This window comes from Pseudomonas sp. ME-P-057 (assembly GCF_030208975.1).
GTDB classification, from domain to species: domain Bacteria; phylum Pseudomonadota; class Gammaproteobacteria; order Pseudomonadales; family Pseudomonadaceae; genus Aquipseudomonas; species Aquipseudomonas lutea.
The window spans coordinates 22,241-40,272 of record NZ_JARVSX010000011.1; the positions used below are offsets into that span (position 1 = coordinate 22,241).

19 protein-coding genes and 1 tRNA gene are annotated in these 18,032 nt (G+C 60.6%); 11 read left to right on the forward strand and 9 right to left on the reverse strand.

Features of this window, described 5'->3' with window-relative positions:
• Positions 1-13: 13 nt before the first annotated feature.
• Positions 14-637, forward strand: a complete 624-nt coding sequence (locus QRN48_RS04435) for a DapH/DapD/GlmU-related protein (RefSeq protein WP_285349118.1) — start codon at positions 14-16, stop codon at positions 635-637.
• A gap of 197 nt (positions 638-834) precedes the next feature.
• Here the strand turns inward: QRN48_RS04435 and QRN48_RS04440 are convergent.
• Positions 835-921, reverse strand: a tRNA-Leu gene (locus QRN48_RS04440).
• Between the two features lie 295 nt (positions 922-1,216).
• Here QRN48_RS04440 and QRN48_RS04445 point away from each other — a divergent pair.
• Positions 1,217-1,648 (forward strand): hypothetical protein, encoded by a 432-nt coding sequence (locus tag QRN48_RS04445; RefSeq protein ID WP_285349119.1) that lies wholly within the window; start codon positions 1,217-1,219, stop codon positions 1,646-1,648.
• Positions 1,649-1,771: 123 nt separating this feature from the next.
• On the opposite strand, the gene QRN48_RS04450 is transcribed toward QRN48_RS04445, so the two are convergent.
• Positions 1,772-2,524, reverse strand: a complete 753-nt coding sequence (locus QRN48_RS04450; protein WP_285349120.1) for an SDR family oxidoreductase — start codon at positions 2,522-2,524, stop codon at positions 1,772-1,774.
• A gap of 110 nt (positions 2,525-2,634) precedes the next feature.
• Between QRN48_RS04450 and QRN48_RS04455 the strand changes: the two genes are divergently transcribed.
• Positions 2,635-3,561: a LysR family transcriptional regulator gene (locus tag QRN48_RS04455; RefSeq protein ID WP_285349121.1), complete on the forward strand. Its 927-nt coding sequence runs from the start codon at positions 2,635-2,637 to the stop codon at positions 3,559-3,561.
• Between the two features lie 130 nt (positions 3,562-3,691).
• Entirely contained in the window at positions 3,692-4,291 is a 600-nt protein-coding gene (locus QRN48_RS04460) for a hypothetical protein (protein WP_285349122.1), read from the forward strand.
• A 275-nt stretch (positions 4,292-4,566) separates the two neighbouring features.
• Here the strand turns inward: QRN48_RS04460 and QRN48_RS04465 are convergent, their stop codons facing one another.
• The 4 genes from QRN48_RS04465 to QRN48_RS04480 all read right to left on the reverse strand — a co-directional run bounded on the left by QRN48_RS04465 (position 4,567) and on the right by QRN48_RS04480 (position 7,431).
• Positions 4,567-5,097, reverse strand: coding sequence for an RNA polymerase sigma factor (locus tag QRN48_RS04465; RefSeq protein ID WP_191943919.1), 531 nt, complete (start codon positions 5,095-5,097; stop codon positions 4,567-4,569).
• A 151-nt stretch (positions 5,098-5,248) separates the two neighbouring features.
• Positions 5,249-6,178, reverse strand: a complete 930-nt coding sequence (locus QRN48_RS04470; protein WP_285349123.1) for a cyclase family protein — start codon at positions 6,176-6,178, stop codon at positions 5,249-5,251.
• A gap of 153 nt (positions 6,179-6,331) precedes the next feature.
• Complete coding sequence (locus QRN48_RS04475; RefSeq protein WP_285349124.1) at positions 6,332-7,105, reverse strand: SDR family oxidoreductase; 774 nt, start codon at positions 7,103-7,105, stop codon at positions 6,332-6,334.
• On the reverse strand, positions 7,102-7,431 hold the full coding sequence (locus tag QRN48_RS04480; RefSeq protein WP_285349125.1) for a nuclear transport factor 2 family protein: 330 nt from the start codon (positions 7,429-7,431) through the stop codon (positions 7,102-7,104). The genes QRN48_RS04475 and QRN48_RS04480 overlap by 4 nt, the downstream gene beginning before the upstream one ends.
• Positions 7,432-7,545: 114 nt before the next feature.
• Between QRN48_RS04480 and QRN48_RS04485 the strand changes: the two genes are divergently transcribed.
• Positions 7,546-8,460 carry a LysR family transcriptional regulator gene (locus QRN48_RS04485; RefSeq protein WP_285349126.1) on the forward strand — a complete coding sequence of 305 codons (915 nt, stop codon included), beginning with the start codon at positions 7,546-7,548 and terminating at the stop codon, positions 8,458-8,460.
• A gap of 16 nt (positions 8,461-8,476) precedes the next feature.
• Here the strand turns inward: QRN48_RS04485 and QRN48_RS04490 are convergent, their stop codons facing one another.
• Entirely contained in the window at positions 8,477-9,922 is a 1,446-nt protein-coding gene (locus tag QRN48_RS04490) for an HD domain-containing phosphohydrolase (protein WP_191943914.1), read from the reverse strand.
• 87 nt (positions 9,923-10,009) lie between these two features.
• Here QRN48_RS04490 and QRN48_RS04495 point away from each other — a divergent pair, with 87 nt between their 5' ends.
• Both QRN48_RS04495 and QRN48_RS04500 read left to right on the forward strand, forming a co-directional pair.
• The gene (locus QRN48_RS04495; protein ID WP_285349127.1) at positions 10,010-10,783 is read left to right on the forward strand and encodes an alpha/beta fold hydrolase; all 774 of its coding nucleotides are present in this window, start codon (positions 10,010-10,012) and stop codon (positions 10,781-10,783) included.
• 46 nt (positions 10,784-10,829) lie between these two features.
• Positions 10,830-12,377 (forward strand): GMC family oxidoreductase, encoded by a 1,548-nt coding sequence (locus QRN48_RS04500; RefSeq protein WP_285349128.1) that lies wholly within the window; start codon positions 10,830-10,832, stop codon positions 12,375-12,377.
• A gap of 19 nt (positions 12,378-12,396) precedes the next feature.
• Here the strand turns inward: QRN48_RS04500 and QRN48_RS04505 are convergent, their stop codons facing one another.
• Complete coding sequence (locus QRN48_RS04505; protein WP_285349129.1) at positions 12,397-12,828, reverse strand: DUF3455 domain-containing protein; 432 nt, start codon at positions 12,826-12,828, stop codon at positions 12,397-12,399.
• 437 nt (positions 12,829-13,265) lie between these two features.
• Here QRN48_RS04505 and QRN48_RS04510 point away from each other — a divergent pair, with 437 nt between their 5' ends.
• The 4 genes from QRN48_RS04510 to QRN48_RS04525 are packed head-to-tail and all read left to right on the forward strand — an operon-like array spanning position 13,266 to position 17,294.
• Entirely contained in the window at positions 13,266-14,114 is an 849-nt protein-coding gene (locus QRN48_RS04510; protein WP_285349130.1) for a hypothetical protein, read from the forward strand.
• A gap of 36 nt (positions 14,115-14,150) precedes the next feature.
• Complete coding sequence (locus QRN48_RS04515; RefSeq protein ID WP_285349131.1) at positions 14,151-15,029, forward strand: c-type heme family protein; 879 nt, start codon at positions 14,151-14,153, stop codon at positions 15,027-15,029.
• Between the two features lie 13 nt (positions 15,030-15,042).
• Positions 15,043-16,470 (forward strand): serine/threonine protein kinase, encoded by a 1,428-nt coding sequence (locus QRN48_RS04520; protein WP_285349132.1) that lies wholly within the window; start codon positions 15,043-15,045, stop codon positions 16,468-16,470.
• A gap of 8 nt (positions 16,471-16,478) precedes the next feature.
• Positions 16,479-17,294, forward strand: coding sequence for a PP2C family protein-serine/threonine phosphatase (locus QRN48_RS04525; RefSeq protein ID WP_285349133.1), 816 nt, complete (start codon positions 16,479-16,481; stop codon positions 17,292-17,294).
• On the opposite strand, the gene tagF is transcribed toward QRN48_RS04525, so the two are convergent.
• On the reverse strand, positions 17,291-18,028 hold the full coding sequence (tagF, locus tag QRN48_RS04530; protein WP_285349134.1) for a type VI secretion system-associated protein TagF: 738 nt from the start codon (positions 18,026-18,028) through the stop codon (positions 17,291-17,293). The two genes, QRN48_RS04525 and tagF, sit on opposite strands and share 4 nt — an antisense overlap.
• Between the last annotated feature and the right edge of the window lie 4 nt (positions 18,029-18,032).

Consider the following 18,032-nt stretch of genomic DNA (forward strand, 5'->3'; position numbering starts at 1 on the left):
CGCTCATCAATAAATGAGGACATTCAAGGAAAACCCCGAAATTGACGCCTTTGTGGCGGATTGGTCTGCGACTTCTTCGCAGGGCGTCATTGCCTGGCTGGTTACTCAGGACTGCGAACGTCAGGTCCAGGCGTTGATGCCGAACCTGGGACCGGGCTTCCGTCGCGTCGGCGACAGCGCCATCCACGAAACCGCCGTGGTGGAGGCAGGCGCGGTGCTCAAAGGCCCGGTCATCATCGGGGAACGATCGTTCGTAGCGGCAGGCGCCTACTTGCGTGGCGGCGTTTACTTGAGTAACGACTGCATTGTGGGTCCAAGCTGCGAAATCAAAAGCAGCTTCATGCTGGACGGGAGCAAACTCGCCCATTTCAACTTCGTCGGCGACTCCATCATCGGCGAGCGGGTGAATATCGAGGCGGGTGCCATTGTGGCCAATTACCGTAACGAACTGGACGGTGCCCCGATCCGAATCCTCTTTGAAGGCAGTGTTATCGAGACCGGCGTGAGGAAATTCGGGGCGCTGATCGGTGATGGCTGCAAGATTGGTGCGAATGCAGTGATTGCTCCCGGCGCGATACTCCGGCCAGGCACCCTCGTGCCGCGTCTGGCGTTGATTGATCAGTACGCCGCCCTGTAGGAGCTGGCATGCTGGCGAACACGGGGTTTGATAGCACCGCCCGATGCGGGGTTTGGAATCGGAGATGTCTGGGTCAACCGCGCGGTGGCGCTTTGTTGCGGCTGAGCTAGGCGGGAATTGCGGCAATGTTGGAGGATTGCGGAAACCCGGACACAAAAAAGGCGCTTCGGATTGCTCCGTAAGCGCCTGATTTTAAATGGTGCCCCGAGCCGGAGTCGAACCGGCACATCCTTTCGGACGACGGATTTTAAGTCCGGTGTGTCTACCAATTTCACCATCAGGGCGGTAGCACTTCTGATGCTGAACCTTCACAAACCGTGTCGCGAGGTCAGCTGACAAGAGCGGGGAATATATACACCCGCGGTCGGTGAGGCAAGGCCAAAGCGTTCTGATTTCAATCGGTTACCTTGCTTCAGGCTTGCTTCGGGTTGAGACAAGGCAAGAGGCCTCACGCCCCGGTCTTGCAAACCAAGGGGGCCCAATTCATTGTGTTTCCCCGGCACCCGCCCCGCCCACCATAGCCCCGTCAGGCATTTATCCACCCCGATCAGGCCCTACCCTATGCATCCTCGACCACCCGTGAACAGTCACCGCCGCCTCGCGCGCCGCTCGCCGAAACGAAGGTCCACCGCTTTCGCAGCCTCCGCACTCCTGATTCTGATATCGCCCTGCTCGTTTGCCGCCGACACCCTGCCGCTCAAGCACGGCATCTACGTAGACGCATCGCAGACATGCCAGGATCCGGCGAACGCCGGGATCAAGCAGTATGACGGCAAGGGTTTGAGTACGGCGCATACGCATGGCTGTGTTCTGCAAGTGCAGGGCAAGAAAGGTACGACTTATACCGTTGCGCAGCGCTGCATCGACGCCGGCGCAGGCCCGGCGCCTTTTGTGAATGAACGTATGGACGTTACGGTGGTTAACCCAGGCAAATTCGTGTTCAAGCAGGGCAAAACTGCTACCGCCTTCAACCACTGCTCGCCTTCCGAGTTGCCCCCGGGCTTGAAGTAACCACCGGCGGCGGATGAAAAACTGCCCAGACTGATCAGCGCTCAAAGCGACGCCAGGCATCACAAGGAAGCCTGGCGTCACTTATTTCAGAAGCCAAACGTGTCCCCTCAGGCGAGCGAGCGATCAAACCTGCGCTTGCCCGCCGTCGACAAACAGCTCGGTACCGTTGACGTAGCTTGCATCGTCCGAGGCGAGGAACAGCGCGGCTGCGGCAATTTCCTCCGGCTCGCCGACACGCCCCATCGGTATCTGCGAGGCAATATGGTCAAGCAGCCCCTGTTGATGGTCAGCATCCGGTCCCGCAAGGCCTACCAGGCCAGGCGTTCTTGTCGCGCCGGGGGTCAACGTGTTGATGCGCACATTGCGGTCTTTCAGGTCCAGCATCCAGTTGCGGGCGAACGATCGAACCGCAGCTTTGGACGCGGCGTACACGCTGAAAGCAGGCGTGCCCATGCTCGCGGCGGTCGAGCCAGTGAGGATGATCGAAGCCCCTCTGGCCAGGACCGGAAGCGCTTTCTGGACCGTAAACAACAGCCCTTTCACGTTACGGTCAAAGGTGTCCTGATATTGCGCTTCGCTGATGTCACCCAGCGGCAGCATCGACCCGCCGCCTGCGTTGACGAATAGCACGTCTAGGTGACCTTTCTCGGCGCTGATCTTCCGGTACAGCCCGTCGAGTTGCTCAAGGCTGGTTGAATCCACCTGAACGCCCGTGGCGTTTCCAACCGCTGCTACGGCTGCGTCCAGTTCGGCCTGACGACGGCCAGTGATATAGACATAAGCGCCTTCTTCGGCGAAGCGCTTTGCGGTGGCAAGGCCAATGCCAGATGTGCCGCCGGTAACCAGGGCGATTTTGCCTTCAAGTCTGTGACTCATGGTGATTCTCCTGCACGTTTCAATGTGTTGATGAGGATGTGAAACGAGCATATCGACCCGGTGATCTTTTCAAAATAGAATCCTCTGCAACTCATCATTGCAGATTTGAAATGAGCAAATTACCGGATTTTGAAGGATTGGCCTTGTTCGCCAAGGTGGCGGAGGAAGGCTCGTTTGCCGCAGCCGCCAGGGTGACGGGCGTGTCAGTGCCGACCGTATCGCGTGCCGTGGCACGGCTGGAGGAGCGCTTGGGCGGGCGACTGTTCAACCGTACGTCCCGGCAACTGGCCTTGACGGAATTCGGCGCAAGCCTGGCCGCCCAGGCCGGGGAAATATGCCGCCAGGCCGAAGCGCTTGAATCCCAGGCGCAAGACCTTTCGATGTTGCCCCGCGGGCAGGTGCGGCTCGCGGTGCCACTGGCGTTCGGCGTGCGCTGGGTCGCCCCGCTGCTGCCGATCCTGATGCGCCAGTACCCCGAGCTGTCGGTGGATTTGCACCTGTCCGACGCCTCTGTTGATCTGATTGCCGAAGGGTTCGACGCCGCGCTGCGCATCGCGGTCATGCCGGATTCATCGCTGGTAGCACGGCGGCTGTGCGGCGTGACGCAATATCTGGTGGCGTCGCCCGGTTACATTGATACCCATGGTCGCCCCGCTCACCCGCGAGAGTTGGCCGATCGGGCGTGCATGAGCTACGCCTACCGCGCGCGCACGCAGGTGTGGCGGTTCACTCATGCAGACGGCACCGAGGAAGATGTGGTGCCCACCGGACCGCTGCGCGTCACCAATTCGAACGCCCTGATTCCGGTGTTACTGGAAGGGCTGGCCGTCGCCGAACTACCTGAGTTCATCGCCAGCGAATATCTGGCAAATGGAAGCCTGGAGCTTCTGTTGCCGGACTGGCACATGGCGCAGGGCGGGCTGTATTTCGTGACCCCATCGACCCGAAGCCGCTCGGCGAAGGTCAAGGCATTGTCGGACTTCTTTGCGCTGCATTTATCGAACCCGTCGTGGAGGTGGCCGAATGATCGCCGATGAGACATTTCAGGGGAATAAAACCACCCACTGATTCGTTATCCCTCAACCGACAGCCACCGCCAATATCGGCGGTGGCCCATCGGCGCTGCGCTATGCCGAGCATGGCGCTTTTGACTTTGACGGGGTGCGTATGCGATTTACGAGTGCTGTGGTCTACATTTGGTATCCCGAAGGCGAAAACGTTGGCCACGCCGCGATGTACCTGGGCGATCCAACGGTCGGGCGAGTCGTGGAGCAACGATATGATCAATACGTCAACCCGGTGGTCCGCAAAGCGAACATCAGCTTGCTCGAAAGATTCAATGAAAACTACGTGAGCTGGTGGCCTCTGGACGGAGCCGGGATGATGGACAAGAAACCCCAGGCCAGGAAATTCTTCCTCGAAGAAGATATCGTACTCGAGCAAAGTGACCCGCACGTCGTTTACGAAATTGACGGCCTGGATCTGGCGGCGATGCGAACCGCATGGTTTCAGATCAAGCGCAAGCAAGGCGCACACTACCAGATGTTCAGGAAAAGCTGCGCGACCGTCGTGCTGAGGGTACTCAAGGCTGGAGGGGCTTTCAGCAAGATTTCTGGGGCTAAAGCGTTGTGGCTCTCCCATAACAGTTACGTCACGCCGAAAAATGTTGCGCAGCTGTGTAATGAGCTGCGCGACGCTGGACACGCAACGAAGTCCAAAAACGCAAACTGTCCCGAGAAAGGCCCATTCAGGTTTGGGCTGCGTTAAACAGCCCACCTTCCCGACCGGGATAACGCCAATTGCTCCGACAAGCCCGGGCGATCCGTGATGTGGGTCACAGCTCCCCGCTGAGAACCTTCTAGGGCAAGACCCAAGATGGCGCAGCTTCAACTTGGGTCGGTTGCAACTTTACTTCGCATAATAAGAGGGGTGATAAATTCATTACCCCTACGTGGTTGAGGAGTACGCCAACGTAGACGCTTTAACGGGCGCTTCTGCAAGACGGGACATGATCGTCCCTTTATTTCTAAACAAGACTGAGCCTAATCAGCGGCGAAGGTGCGGCGAGCGTCAGAGCAGCGCGTCAAATGCGAGGCCATCATTTCATTGGCCCGGCACAGGCGATAGCTCAGGTCGGCGAGAGAGATACCCAGAATATTCGAAGCCTCTGTACAGGAAAACTGGTCGAGCAGGACGAGCAAAACCACCAAACGTTCTGCATCGGGTAATTGATCTACGGCCTTTACCACACGCGGGTACGGCTGTTGGGTTTCAGGCACAGGTGAGGAGACACTTATTGGACAGCTGGCGACCTGTATCTGCGCCGGCGCAAGGCGGGGGAGATACATACCACCCGAGCGGGCAGTCCAGACTGATATGAGAACGGAAAACATCCAGTTGATCGGTGATGTCCCGAGCGGCACTTGATCGTCCCGCTCAAGCGCCCAAACGCAGGCCGAATGCACCAAATGCTCGGCATCACGCATATCCCCGGTGAGGCGTACTGCGAACGTCCACAGACGGGGCAGCAGGGTTGGCATGAGCATCGCAAGCGTCGTGCTGATGATAGACATAACTTCTCGACATAAAGAATTGAAGACAGCGTCGCAGGACGTCCACGCCACTGGACGCTGGCCTGCGCACTGTCAGTATTCGCTGCGCTTGCCGCCAGCGGGCGATAGAGGTGCGCTTATCTCTTCATAGGCATCGCAGGAGTAATCGGGATTAACGGATCGCCACTGGGTTGATATTTACTTGGGTAGATCCTTTATATAAGGGCTGCCCCAGTACAAATAGAAATTCCCAGGCCTGGTCTTTCACGAGTGCACGGCTATCAATCAACTCCAGATTGTAAATGCCGTTCTTCGCCAGCATGAACTGGTTGACCGGAAACTCCTGGCCGTCGGCTGCTGGATAGATTTCCGACGCCCAAGTGTCGCCACCAAATGCAACGATGCCTTTATCAACCAGCCACTTCGCTGCCTCCATCCCAATGCCCGGTTCAACTTTCAAAAATTTCTCATCGTCCTTGCCGATCAGTTCCAGCCAGCCGGTATTGAACAGCACAACGTCGCCTTTGCGAATTTCCACGTGTTGACGATCAAGCGCCTTCTGCAGGTCCGCTACAGAGAACTCGGTATTCTCAGGAACAATCGCTTTGCCATAAATGGCCGTCATGTCCAGCACCACGCCCCGAGCCACGATAGGCGGCACCTTTTCAACGCCCAACTTTTCAACGCCTTCCACCGTCACGAAATCGGGCGCGCGGTTGCCGTTGTAGTACACATTGTCGATGCCGATGTGCCCTATCCCGTTGAGTTGCGTGCCAACACCGGTCCAGCCAACGACCAACTCGTCGTTGAACGTGAATTTATTGGGACCTGTACTCGTGCCGCCTGCTTCTCCCGGCTGCACGTTGGTGAGATGAAAGCTGCGGTGACGAAATGCAGGGAGGTGCTTGTCGATGGGCACCGCCAGTGGATAGGTTTTCCCGGTCTTAACCAGTTTCACGGCCTCCAGTACCGACTGCGGAGTGATCAGATTAGCCGCACCTATCTCGTCCTGAGCGCCGTATTTTGACGGACCCCACTCCTCAGCCAGGACGGGAGCAGACATAGCCAGCGCTGTAAGGGTCGCTATTGTTGTCTTCTTCATTTTGTTCTCCGGGTTCAATTAGCGGGCGGCCTCAGTAAACACAAGCAAGCAGCTGCAATTAAGCCTGCAGCGGACAAAATTGATTTGCTTCACAAGCAAAGACGGCCAGCTGGGGAGCGGACCGATGAATGCTTCGCACGGCAGGTCGCTGGGTCAGCACGTAGGCACAGTTCCACCATCGATAACGAATTCACTGCCTGTGATGGACGCTGCACGAGGCGATGCCAGGAATGCGATGAGGTGGGCGACCTCCAGCGGCGTCGAAGGTCTGCCCAATGGAATGCCGCCCAGTGCATCCATGATGATTCGCTTGCCCCCTTCGTAATCGGTCCCTGCCTCTTGCGCGAGTCGCTCGGCCAATGCAACCGACGCCTGTGTTTCAATCCAGCCTGGCGCGACGCGCACTACGCGCACTCCCTTCGGCGAGACTTCCTTGGACAGGCTTTTGCTGTAGGTTGACAAGGCCGCTTTGGCGGCAGCGTACGCTGTGGTGGACTCGGGCAGCGGCAAGCGGCTTTGAATGGAGGTCACGTGAATGATGACCCCCGCCCCCTGTGCAAGCATTCCCGTCAGCAAGGCGCGGTCCAGACGTACCGCAGGAAAGAGGTTGAGGTCAAACTCCCGACGCCACTGATCTTCACCCAAGGACGCGAAGCCACCACCAGGCGCCGACGAGCCGCCCAACACATGGACGATGATGTCTACGCCACCCAGATGGTGTTTCGTTGCCAAAGCGAGCGCGTCGCAGCCTTCTACAGTTCTGAGATCAGCCGCAACGAACAGGCAATCGGGCATGTCAGCGGTGGCCTGACGCGCTGAAGTGACGACCTTTGCCCCTTCCTCAATCAGCAGCCTTACCAATGCGGCCCCTACACCTTTGGTGCCGCCGGTGACCAACACTCGCTTGTCCTTCAGGTCGAGGTTCATGGCGTGATCTCCAGAGAGAGGATTAGCCCGTTTTCGAGCTGGAAGGCGTAGCTCAGGTCCACCGGACTGCCGGGGAAGTTACCGGCGACGCTTGCAATTACCACCAGTGGATCGTCTCGCTGCGCCACACGAAGGGGTTCAACGCGGTAGGAAAACGAGCGGCGTACGGCATTGCACCAGGTTTCGATCGCACGGGGTCCGTGGTGCGTGACCTTTTCATCGGTGACAGTGCCATGCGCGCAGAAACAGTTCACAACGCGGGATGCGTCATCGTCATTGCTGCTTTGAAAATACGTCTGCACGATGTTCGGTAGCTGAAGGTTCATGGCGGCTTCCTCGGGTTTGGATGATCAATGAGCACAGGTCAAGCTTGCCGCCCCTCCATCATTTGCTCAACTGGGGCAATCCTTCATGCCTCATCCCGATATACAGGACAATCCGTGCTCGATTCCCGCGTGACGCTTAACGAACTGGAAGCCGTCATGGCCGTTGCCCGCCGCAGCTCCTTCCGTCAGGCGGCTGTCGACCTCAATGTGTCGACCACCGCCCTCAGTCAGGCGATTGCCAGGCTGGAAGCGAATCTTCAAACACGGCTTTTCAACCGCACCACACGCAGTGTGGCGCTCACCGCAGCAGGCGAGATGTTTTTGCTGCAGGTGGGGCCCGCGCTGAGTGATTTGCGCATGGGCCTGGACGCCGTGCGTTCGCATAATGCCGAGCCTTCCGGCGTGCTGCGCATCAACGCATTTGCGACGGCGGCCCGCGCAGCACTGTTGCCTCTGGTCCTGGAGTTTCTGCGGCAGTACCCGCAAGTCCATGTCGACCTGGTGACGGAAGGCCGTCTGGTGGACGTTGTCGCCGAAGGGTTTGATCTGGGCGTAAGGGCTGCCAGCCTGGTTCCCAGCGACATGATTGCTGTCGACCTGGGCCAGGCTCAGCGCTACGCAGTGGTAGGCACACCTGCCTACTTCGACATACACGGCCGGCCGCAGACGCCTGCGGACCTTCATAAGCATGCGTGCCTGCGGATTCGTTTGCCGAACGGGGCCATTTACCCGTGGCACTTCGAGCGCAATGGAGAGGTGACGCGAATTGAGGTGAGCGGGCCACTGACACTGGACGAATCGAGCGTGGCCAAAGCGGTTGTGCATGCAGGGATCGCGCTTGGCTTTTTCATGGAGCAAGACGTTCTGGCCGAGACAGAAGCAGGGCAACTGGAACGGGTGCTGGAAGCCTGGACGCCGCCGCGAGACAACCTGTGCCTGTACTATGCCAATCGGCGCAATCCCTGCGCTGCGCTCAAGGCATTCATCGCCATGGCGCGCGCCCATCCGTCTTCAAGTCATCCCGGCTAGCCAGCGGCGCCAAGCGTCAGGCAATCAACCCCAGCGTCAGGCCCTTCAACGTGGCGGACGCCCGGGTTGAGCAACCGAGTTTGCGAAAGATGCTCTCGGTATGCGTACGCACGGTACTGCCACTAATGCCAAGAATGCGCGCGACCTGTTTGTTGCTGGCGCCGCGGCTGATTTCAAGCAGCACGCTGCATTCCCTGGGCGTCAGCAGCGCACTCCTCGGCTGACAGAACTTGCGTTTCCCATGCGCAGCTGCGATGACTGCCTCGCAAACGGCGCCGTCGAACAGACCCTTGCCGGCGTGCGCTTCGAGCATCCGCGCAGCCTGCGCTTCGGTATACGCAGGCCGCCAGGGTCGGTTTGCGGTCAATGCGGCCCATGCCACCGTGGCCGCGAGCAGCCGATGGTCTGCGCAAAGCGAGTCGGCGAGCGCTCCGCGAAAGTAGCCACTGCCGTCAAGACGTTCGTAGGCGTGCGCGGCGACTTCCCCGGGGCGGATGAGCTCACTGATCTGTCGCGTGGCTTTCTGTGTCCAGTACGGGACAAGCTGTACCCGCTCGACTGCGCCATAGGGCAGCGATCCGTTGCAATTCCAGACGGCATTGGACACAGCGGCCCGGCCAAGACCGTGGATGAGCGACGCCTTGCCAAGGTCGGCCAGGGCAGGCTCCGGCAGCCCCCACAAACGCCCGGCCTCGACGCCGACATCCCGAACGCGCCTTGAATGCCCGGCCAGCCACGGCAACTTGAGGTCAATAACGTCACCTACCAATGTCAGCGAAACGTGCTGACCACCCTGCCCCCTGTTTTCCAGCGGCACGTCGCCAATGGCATCCAGTTCCATCAACCAATGTTCGGCGTTGCGTATCACCATCTCCGCAAGCGCAGCGGGGTAGCGTCGATCGGCCTGCTGTGAAATCCAGCTTAACGCCGCCTCAAGGCCATGCGCTCGAGCGAGGATATCCAGATCTCCCGCCAAAACCACCTGATACGCCGACAGCGGTATGTGCTCGTGGCTCAAACCGAACGGCCGCCCGGTTCCGTCGTAGGTTTCAAATACCCGACACAAGCCCGATTCAACGTCTGCGCCAAGCCCTAGCGTGCGGGCAATCTGATACGACACCTCGCAATGCACGACCGCAAGTTGCGCCGTTTTAAGCACCGCTGCCATGTCCCCGGCCGCCAGAGTGTGGTCGAGCATCGCGCGGCGACCCTCCACGTCATCACCGAGAAGGTGAGCGAACCCGTCGGCGTTGGCGGTGCAGCCGGACCAACGCAACAGGGCGATCTGCTCCACCACGCGCAGATGTTCGCCCTCGCCCTGGGCCTGTTGCGCGAGCATCCGGGCGAGCCGGGCGACGCGTCGGGAGTGGCCCAGCGGCTGCCCCATGCTGAGGTCGCCCACCTGAGCGATGGCGGCCAGTGCCCCATCCAGTGAAATCTCGAACCGCTGTGCCTCATCCATAAAAAGCCTTCGCATCGGATAAATGACCGATACCCGCCATGCAGGTCCGTGGGCAAAACTTGAGCCTCATTTACAGGAGCTCACGTCATGAAAACAAGCATTTCAATATCAGTCATCGCCGCTTTTGCCCTGGTCGGGACGCTGGGCGCCGGTGCAAGCCAGGCCGCTGAAAAGCCGACCTCGGTGGTCATCGTACACGGGGCATTCGCCGACGGTTCGGACTGGGCCAAAGTGGTGCCTCTGCTCCAGGCCAAGGGCGTAGCGGTCACGGTTGTGCAGAACCCGTTGACCTCGCTTGCCGATGATGTCGCCGCTACACGCAGGGCGTTGGATAACCAGCCGGGCAACGTGGTGCTGGTCGGCCATTCCTGGGGCGGCTCGGTGATTACCGAGGCCGGCGCCCAGGCGAACGTCCACGCGCTCGTCTACGTTGCAGCGTTCGCTCCGGACGCCGGCCAGACCAGCGGCGAGCAAGGTAAAGGTGCCCCAGTGCCGCCCGGCCTGAGCCAGATCAAGGCCGACGGCAACGGCTTCCTTTATCTCACGCCACAGGGCATGGCGACCGACTTCGCCCAGGACCTTGCGCCGGCTCAGACAGCCGTAATGACGGCGACGCAGGGCCCGATCAAGGCGACGGCATTCGACGACAAAACGAGCGTCGCGGCGTGGAAGACTAAACCCTCCTGGTACGTACTCGCCACCCAGGACCGCATGATCGCCCCTGACGCCCAGCGCTCTACCGCAAAGCGTATTGGCGCCCGGCTGACCGAATTGCCGAGCAGTCACGTGCCGCAACAGTCCAGGCCTGCCGAAGTGGCTGCCGTGATATTGAAGGCGGTGCAACAGGTGGGTGGCCAGTGATGAGGGCTCGCTCAAAACTGCTGCCAGTATGCGTTGCGGTGGGCTTATGAAGACGGTTGCTCAGGGTTTTGACTACATCGTGTGCGGGGCCGGCACGGCGGGGTGTGTCGTTGCCGCCCGTCTTGCCGACCAGCCCGACGCCCGTGTGTTGTTGATCGAAGCGGGAGATCATTGCGCCGGGCCGGAGGTGACTGACCCGGCGCAGTGGCCTGCCAACCTGAGCTCGGCGCGCGATTGGGCGTTCGAGGGAGAAAGCAACCAGCACCTCGACGGGCGCCGTCTGGCGCTTAGCATGGGCAAAGGGCTGGGAGGCGGGTCAAACATCAACGTCATGGTCTGGGCCCGCGGGCATCAATCGGACTGGGACTTCTTTGCCGCAGAGTCAGGGGACGCAGGCTGGGGTTACGCATCCGTGCTGGATTACTACCGCCGGATCGAGAGCTGGCATGGCCATCCCGATGCCGACCGCCGTGGCGTTTCCGGGCCGCTGTACATTGCCCCGGCCGCCGCCCCACAGCCTCTCGCGCTAGCGACGCTGGAGGCGGCCCGCCGGCTCGGCATTCCGGTGTTCGGCAGCGCCAATGGCCAGATGATGGAAGGCAGCGGCGGCGCGGCGCTCACCGATCTGTGTATCAGGAATGGTCGGCGGGCATCCATCTACGACGCTTACATCGCGCCACGCAGACATTGTCCGAATCTGACCATCCTGCCCGGCGCTCTGGTCAGCCGGATACTGCTCGAAGGCAAGCGCGCGATTGGCGTGGAGGCTATCGTTGATGGGCAGTGCCAGCGCTTTTACGCGACCAGCGAAGTGATCCTGTCGATGGGCGCGGTGAACACGCCGAAAACCCTGATGCAGTCAGGAATAGGCCCGGAGGATGAGCTGCGCGTCCACCAGATTGAGCCGATAAACGTGTTGCCCGGCGTGGGCCAGAACCATCAAGACCATGTGGCTTTTGGTTGCACCTGGGAGTATCAGCGACCCCTGTCGATAGGCAGCGGCGGATGCGAAGCAACGGTTTACTGGAAAAGCGACCCGCGGCTCGATGCCCCTGACCTGCTGCATTGTCAGCTTCAGTTCCCGGTGCCGTCGCCGCCTGAGGTGGGCATCGCGCCCCCGGACCATGGCTGGACCATGTTCGCCGGCCTGGCCCGCCCCCTAAGTCGGGGACGCTTGAGGCTTGGCGGCGCAGGACCCATGGACCGCATGCGGATCGAGCCCCATTCCTTGAGCGCTCCCGAGGACATGGAGGCTGCGCTGGCGTCCGTAGAGCTGTGCCGCACGCTTGGCAACAGCCCGGCGTTCGACGATCTGGTCAAGCGCGAAGTGATTCCCCGACAGCAGGCGCGGCGCGACATGGAACGCTTCATTCGTCACTCTGCCGTGACCTACTGGCATCAGTCCTGCACCGCCAAAATGGGCCGCGATGAGCTGTCCGTGGTTGACCATGAGCTCAGGGTCTACGGCATCGAGCGCTTGCGAATCGCGGATGCGTCGATCATGCCGCGCATCACCGTCGGCAATACTATGGCGCCTTGCGTGGTGATCGGCGAGCGTGCAGCCGATTTGATCATGGGAACGACAGCCAGTTGAGTCGTGGTCCCGGCGCCCGCTAACCGCCCAGGAAGACATACCGGGCGGTATAGGGCTCCAGATGAAAGCCGCCCACCTTCGAGCACTCCCCCGAGTACGCCCCGCCGTGGGTATCAAGCCGTTCCACGGTGGTAACCCGGGACATCATTCCATCACCCTCGCGGGTCGATACGTCGAGTTTCAGCAGCGCAATGTCTTGCGCCGTCGCTCCGGGCTTCTGTGCCACAAGCCTCCCCACAACCCCGCTGCCGTCGTTCAGCTGCCAGGAGGGGCCGGCGAAATGGCGGCCAACCGTCTTCGCATCGGCGGTTAGAATCGCCATGGGTTCACGAAATACCCAGAGCAATCGACCTGCCTCGTCCGGCCGGCATTCGTATACCTGCACGCCGGTGGCTTCAACCGAACGCAATACGGTCAACCCCCGCGTGTCGAAGCTATCTTGAGCTGGCACCTGAGCCGCTGCAGCGGTCGTCAACAGCACACCGCTCAGTACCGCCGATTGGCAAACCCTGGTCAGCGCATTGCATGTTGCGTGCGCGCCTCTGCATAAGGTGATACCGGGACCAGCATTCAAATGAGGCATGGGATTTTCCGACAATGATTGAGCCGTGAGGAACGCACCTCCAAAGCACAACAACCGACGAGGCGGATCTATTCCACGCTGCATGCCGATTTGAATACGCCATAGCCCCACGGAGAGATCCTCGCGCACGTCGTTGAATAACACTTGCCTGCACGCCCTTATTCCATGATTTGGTTCTATGCAAGGTGCGGGAAAAGATAGAAAGAATTGTCGTTCCTCAGGCGCATCGACTGGTTAGTCTCCCCAGACTTTTAGCGACTGAGCGCCAGCACCTGCGGCCCAATCGCCTCGACGATGGCGGAACCGTGAAGCGACTTTCAATTGTGATAATGATGACCGGGCTGCTGCACATTCCCAACGTGTTTGCAGCCAGCGCCAACCTTGGAGTCCTCGCGTTGGCAGAAGGGCCGGTAGCGCTGATTCGGGGTACCGCACGCTATGAGGCCGCCGCCGGTACGCCTTTGCAGCCCGGCGACTTCATCGACTCGGATGAGTCGGCGGTGCAAATCGAAGGGTTGGCCGGCGCCCGAATTGCGACAGGACCGCACACCCGCCTCTACCTCGACCGCAAAGGCACGGCTACCCAAGTCATCTTGCTCAGCGGTTGGCTGAAGATCGACGCCCTACCCGGCATCAAAGGGGGAAGACTGGTCGTCGATGCCACCGGCCTCAGTGTGGATATGAGCCACGCTGTGAGCGTGGTTCACACCGATGGCACCGATACCGAGGTGTTCTGCGACGCCGGAACACTGCCGCTGAGCGTAGCCAGCGCCGGTGGTGTGGACGGGCATACCTTGAGCCTCCGGCAAGAGGAATACGCTCAGCGCAAAGGCAACGGGCCGGTTGACAGCACCGGTCGGCCAGACGCCGGTTTTTTGCAGTCCATGCCGAGCGCTTTTTTCGATCCTCTGCCGGCTGTGGCGCTCAAGAAACAACCGGCGCCGGTGCCGGGCAAACTGCGAGAGGTCAGCGTTGAGGACGTGGCCCCGCTCCTGAGCCAACTGCCCAAAGCGGACATGCGCGCATTGGCGAAGCGTTTCGCCCCGCGCCTGGCGGATGCTTCGTTTCGTGCGGCAGTCACTCAGCAGTTCGGCGGCACCCTGGAATGGGAGACCGAGTTGTACCGCTTCGAGCGCAATGCCGTCCGGCGCTGATGGCAGCTCCCCCTATTCGCAACAAGAGGTCGTCGCATGAAGCTGTCGCTGGCTGTCAAATTCAACGTTGTGTTCTTGATCGTGTTCATTGTCGGCTTCGTCGCCAGCAGCCTCTTCGCCAATGCCTTGCTGCAGCAGAGCGCGCGGGACGAGTCTCTGGACAAGGCGCGTATGCTGATGGGCGCGGCGGCGGCGACCAGCGTCTACACCTCCGACCAGATCGTGCCGTTGCTGGAGAACCGCCTGAAGTTCGGCTTTCTGCCGCAATCGATTCCGTCCTTTGCCGCCACCGAGCAGTTGCAGCAATTGCTCAAGTCCTACCCTGACTTTCTCTACAAGGAAGCCACGCTCAATCCTACCAATCCGCGCGACCGCGCGACCGGTTGGGAGGCGAATGTCGTCAATCAGCTGCGAGGCAAACCTGAAACCAAGGAGTTGATCGGCGAGCGCGCTGACGACAATGGTCCGTCACTGTTCGTGGCGCAGCCGATCCAAATCACTGACCCGGCGTGCCTGGCTTGCCACACCTCGCCGGAAACCACTCCAAAGTCGGTGGTTGACCGCTACGGCCCCCTCAACGGTTTTGGCTGGAAACTGAACGAGATCATTGGAGCTCGGCTGGTTTCGGTGCCGCTGGCGGTTCCCCTCCAGCGTGCCAGCGACATGCTGCATACCTTCATGATCGCGATGCTGGGGATCTTTGTATTTCTGTTCTGTGCGTTGAACGTCATGGTTTATCTATTCGTGACCCGCCGTTTGAAACACATGTCGGCGCTGGCTGACCGCGTCAGCCTCGGGGAAGACGATGTGCCAGAACTGGACGTACGCGGACACGACGAGCTCGCTCGCATGGGCCAGTCATTCGTTCGGATGCGCACCAGTCTGGTCAGCGCCATGCACATGCTCGAAGACTAGGCGGGAGCACAGCATGATCGAACAACTGGGCAAATACCGCATCGACAGTGTCCTCGGCAAAGGCGCGATGGGTACGGTTTACAAGGCGTTCGACCCCCACATAGCCAGGCACGTCGCGCTCAAGACGATTCGCCAGGAGCTGCTCGGCGACACTCATCATCAAGAGCTGCTCAGCCGGTTCCAGAACGAGGCGCAGGCTGCGGGCCGCCTGAGTCATCCCAACATTGTCGGTGTTTACGATTACGGCGAGCTAGACGGCACGGCATATATCGTCATGGAGTACATCGAGGGCGTCGCCTTGAGTACTCGCCTGCAACTCGAACCGGTGCGACAGATCGCACAAGCCATTGGCTGGATGCGTCAGCTGCTGGGCGCGCTCCATTATGCACACGCCAAAGGCGTCATTCACCGTGACGTCAAACCGGCCAATCTGATCATCACGCCCGACCACCAGGTAAAAGTCAGCGACTTCGGGATCGCCCGACTCGACACCTCAGTGCTGACGCAAACCGGCTCGATGATCGGAACCCCCAGCTACATGTCTCCCGAGCAGTTTTGCGGTGGGCTGGTGGACGGCCGATCGGATGTGTTCTCGGCCGCAATCGTGATGTATCAGCTGATCACCGGGGAGCGCCCTTTTTCGGGCTCGGCGACCATGGTGATGCAGCAAATCCTCAACCAGTCACCCGTCCCTCCGTCGAGCCTAAACCCGACGCTGGCCCCCGAGCTGGATGTCATCTTAAGCAAAGCGTTAGCGAAACGACCCGAAGACCGTTACGAGTCGGCGCTGGATTTTCTCTGCGCCCTGGAGTCGCTGTCCGCAGATCAGTCTTCCACTACCTCCCCACTGGACGACGACAGCACGCGCCTGATAGCGCCAGGCTGGCTCAACACGCGCGCCCTGCACGGCACCGCCGCGAGCACCGGCGGCAGCGCGGTTCTGGACACGTTGACGCCCTGGAAACATCAGGTCAGGCCTGAGCTTGAATCCCTGCTTTCGCAGCAGATCGGCCCGCTTGCCCGGCTGCTGGTAAAGAGGACTCTGGGGAGCACCAGTGACTTTGAAGCGACGCGAAACGCGCTGCTGTCTCACATCCCGTCCGAGCGCGGGCGCGGGCAATTTGTGGCGGCCACTGCCGCGCTAAAGCTGCGCCTAGAGGCGATGACGTTGACGTCCGCCGTCCAGGCTCCGCAACCCACGGCCATCAACGACGCGGTAGAGCCCTCGACCACTCTGTCAAGTCCACAAGGGGTCGATGAAGCCTTCCGTCAAAACGCAGAGAAGCAGCTCACTCGCTGCATTGGCCCCATCGCGCGAGTAATCGTCAGTCGCGCGCTAAAAACCGTCCCCAACCGTCAGGCATTGCTGGAAAGCCTGGCGGCACACATCAGCGATCCCATCCAGCGCAGCGATTTTCTGCGCCACTTGGGTGCGCCATGAGAGACCGCATGAATCGAGCGCAAAACGGCAGGGCAGCTTCGCTGTGCGTGCTATCCGGCGCCGTCGCGTTTGCTCACAGCGACACCGGCAGCGTCAGGCAGCGCAATGAAGATCACTATTTGCTGGCACCGGAGCTGCATTTGCTGGCGGTCGCTGATGGCATGGGCGGTCATGAGGCCGGCGCACTGGCCAGCCTCCTCGCTCTGGAAACCCTGCAGGACTGCCTCGCAGGCCGTAGCGCTGAAGCCACTTGGCTTGCGGCCGACCCGGACGCAACCTGTCGGGAGCCCTCGATGCAAGCGGTAGCGGTGCTGCATGAAGCACTGGCCTCGGTCAATGCGCTGTTGTATGCCCGCAACGCCGCGGATCAGATGACTGAAGGCAGCGGCATGGGCACCACGTTAACGGGGTTTTGGCGACCGCACGTCGACGGTCCGTTGCTGGCGTTTCATGTGGGGGACAGCCGTATGTATCGCTATCGAGCAGGGAGTCTGGAGCAGCTGAGCCGCGACCAGACCTGGTACCAGCAGGCCCTTGACGCCGGGCATCTGGACCGCCTTCCCGCGCGCAATGTGTTGCTGCAAGCGATCGGACCCGCCCCGCGCGTGGAACCCGAGATTCGCGCTCATGCGGTGCAAACAGGTGATCTGCTGTTGCTGTGCAGCGACGGCCTGCACGGCAGCGTTGCGCACCACGAAATCGCCCGCGTATTGCACAGCGCCGACGACACGAATCTGCCAGCCAGCAGCGACCGACTGATCCGGCTGGCGGCAGATTACGGAAGTCGCGACAACGTCACCGTTGTTCTCGTGCGCTATACCTAAGGCGCAGCCACACAGCTATCTGTCACGGTTTGTCCCTGCCCCCTGCCCGCCAGCATGTCGACGAGTGTTTGCGCGGATGGCAGTCCGCGAGATAGCGAAAGCGTGGGTGGCTGCTGAGCAGAGCCTTCGGTCCAGAACAGCGAGTGCCCCGCCCAAGGTCGCCCTGATAGCACGCGTTCCAAGAGGGACAACCAGTGCGAGATGGCATGGTCCATGGGCTCATCCGCCGGTCGCTCCAGCCACAGGGGTGGCGCGCCAATGCCGGGTTGGGCGCAAAGCGTGTCGACTGGCGGAGGTGAAGGCTGCGGCAACGCGCTCAGCGCGGCATCGAAGAGCGCGAGCGAGAATCCGTTTTGCAACGATGACAACGCGAGTTTCTCCACCTCCGTGTACCACGCAGCGTCGCAGCGCAGACGCTGATCAACCCGCACGGACGGACCACCGTAAGCGATAGTCAGCGGGAAGTGGCGCCCGACACGGTCCACGCTTGGCATCAGCACGCCAGACCAGGCGATTTCACCACACACGCCAGCTGCCAATGCGAAATGCCAGACCGGGCTGCACAGGTACGCGTCGAGCCATTGTTGCCCAAGTTGATCGCGACTAGTGACAAGGCCGGCCTGTAACCAGTCATCCCATTGCCGTACAAAGGCAGGCGACAAACGACGACTGACAAAATCCCCGTGGCTGGCGAGCTTGCCAAAAAAACCGGTTCGCGAGTGCTTCAACTCCATCGTG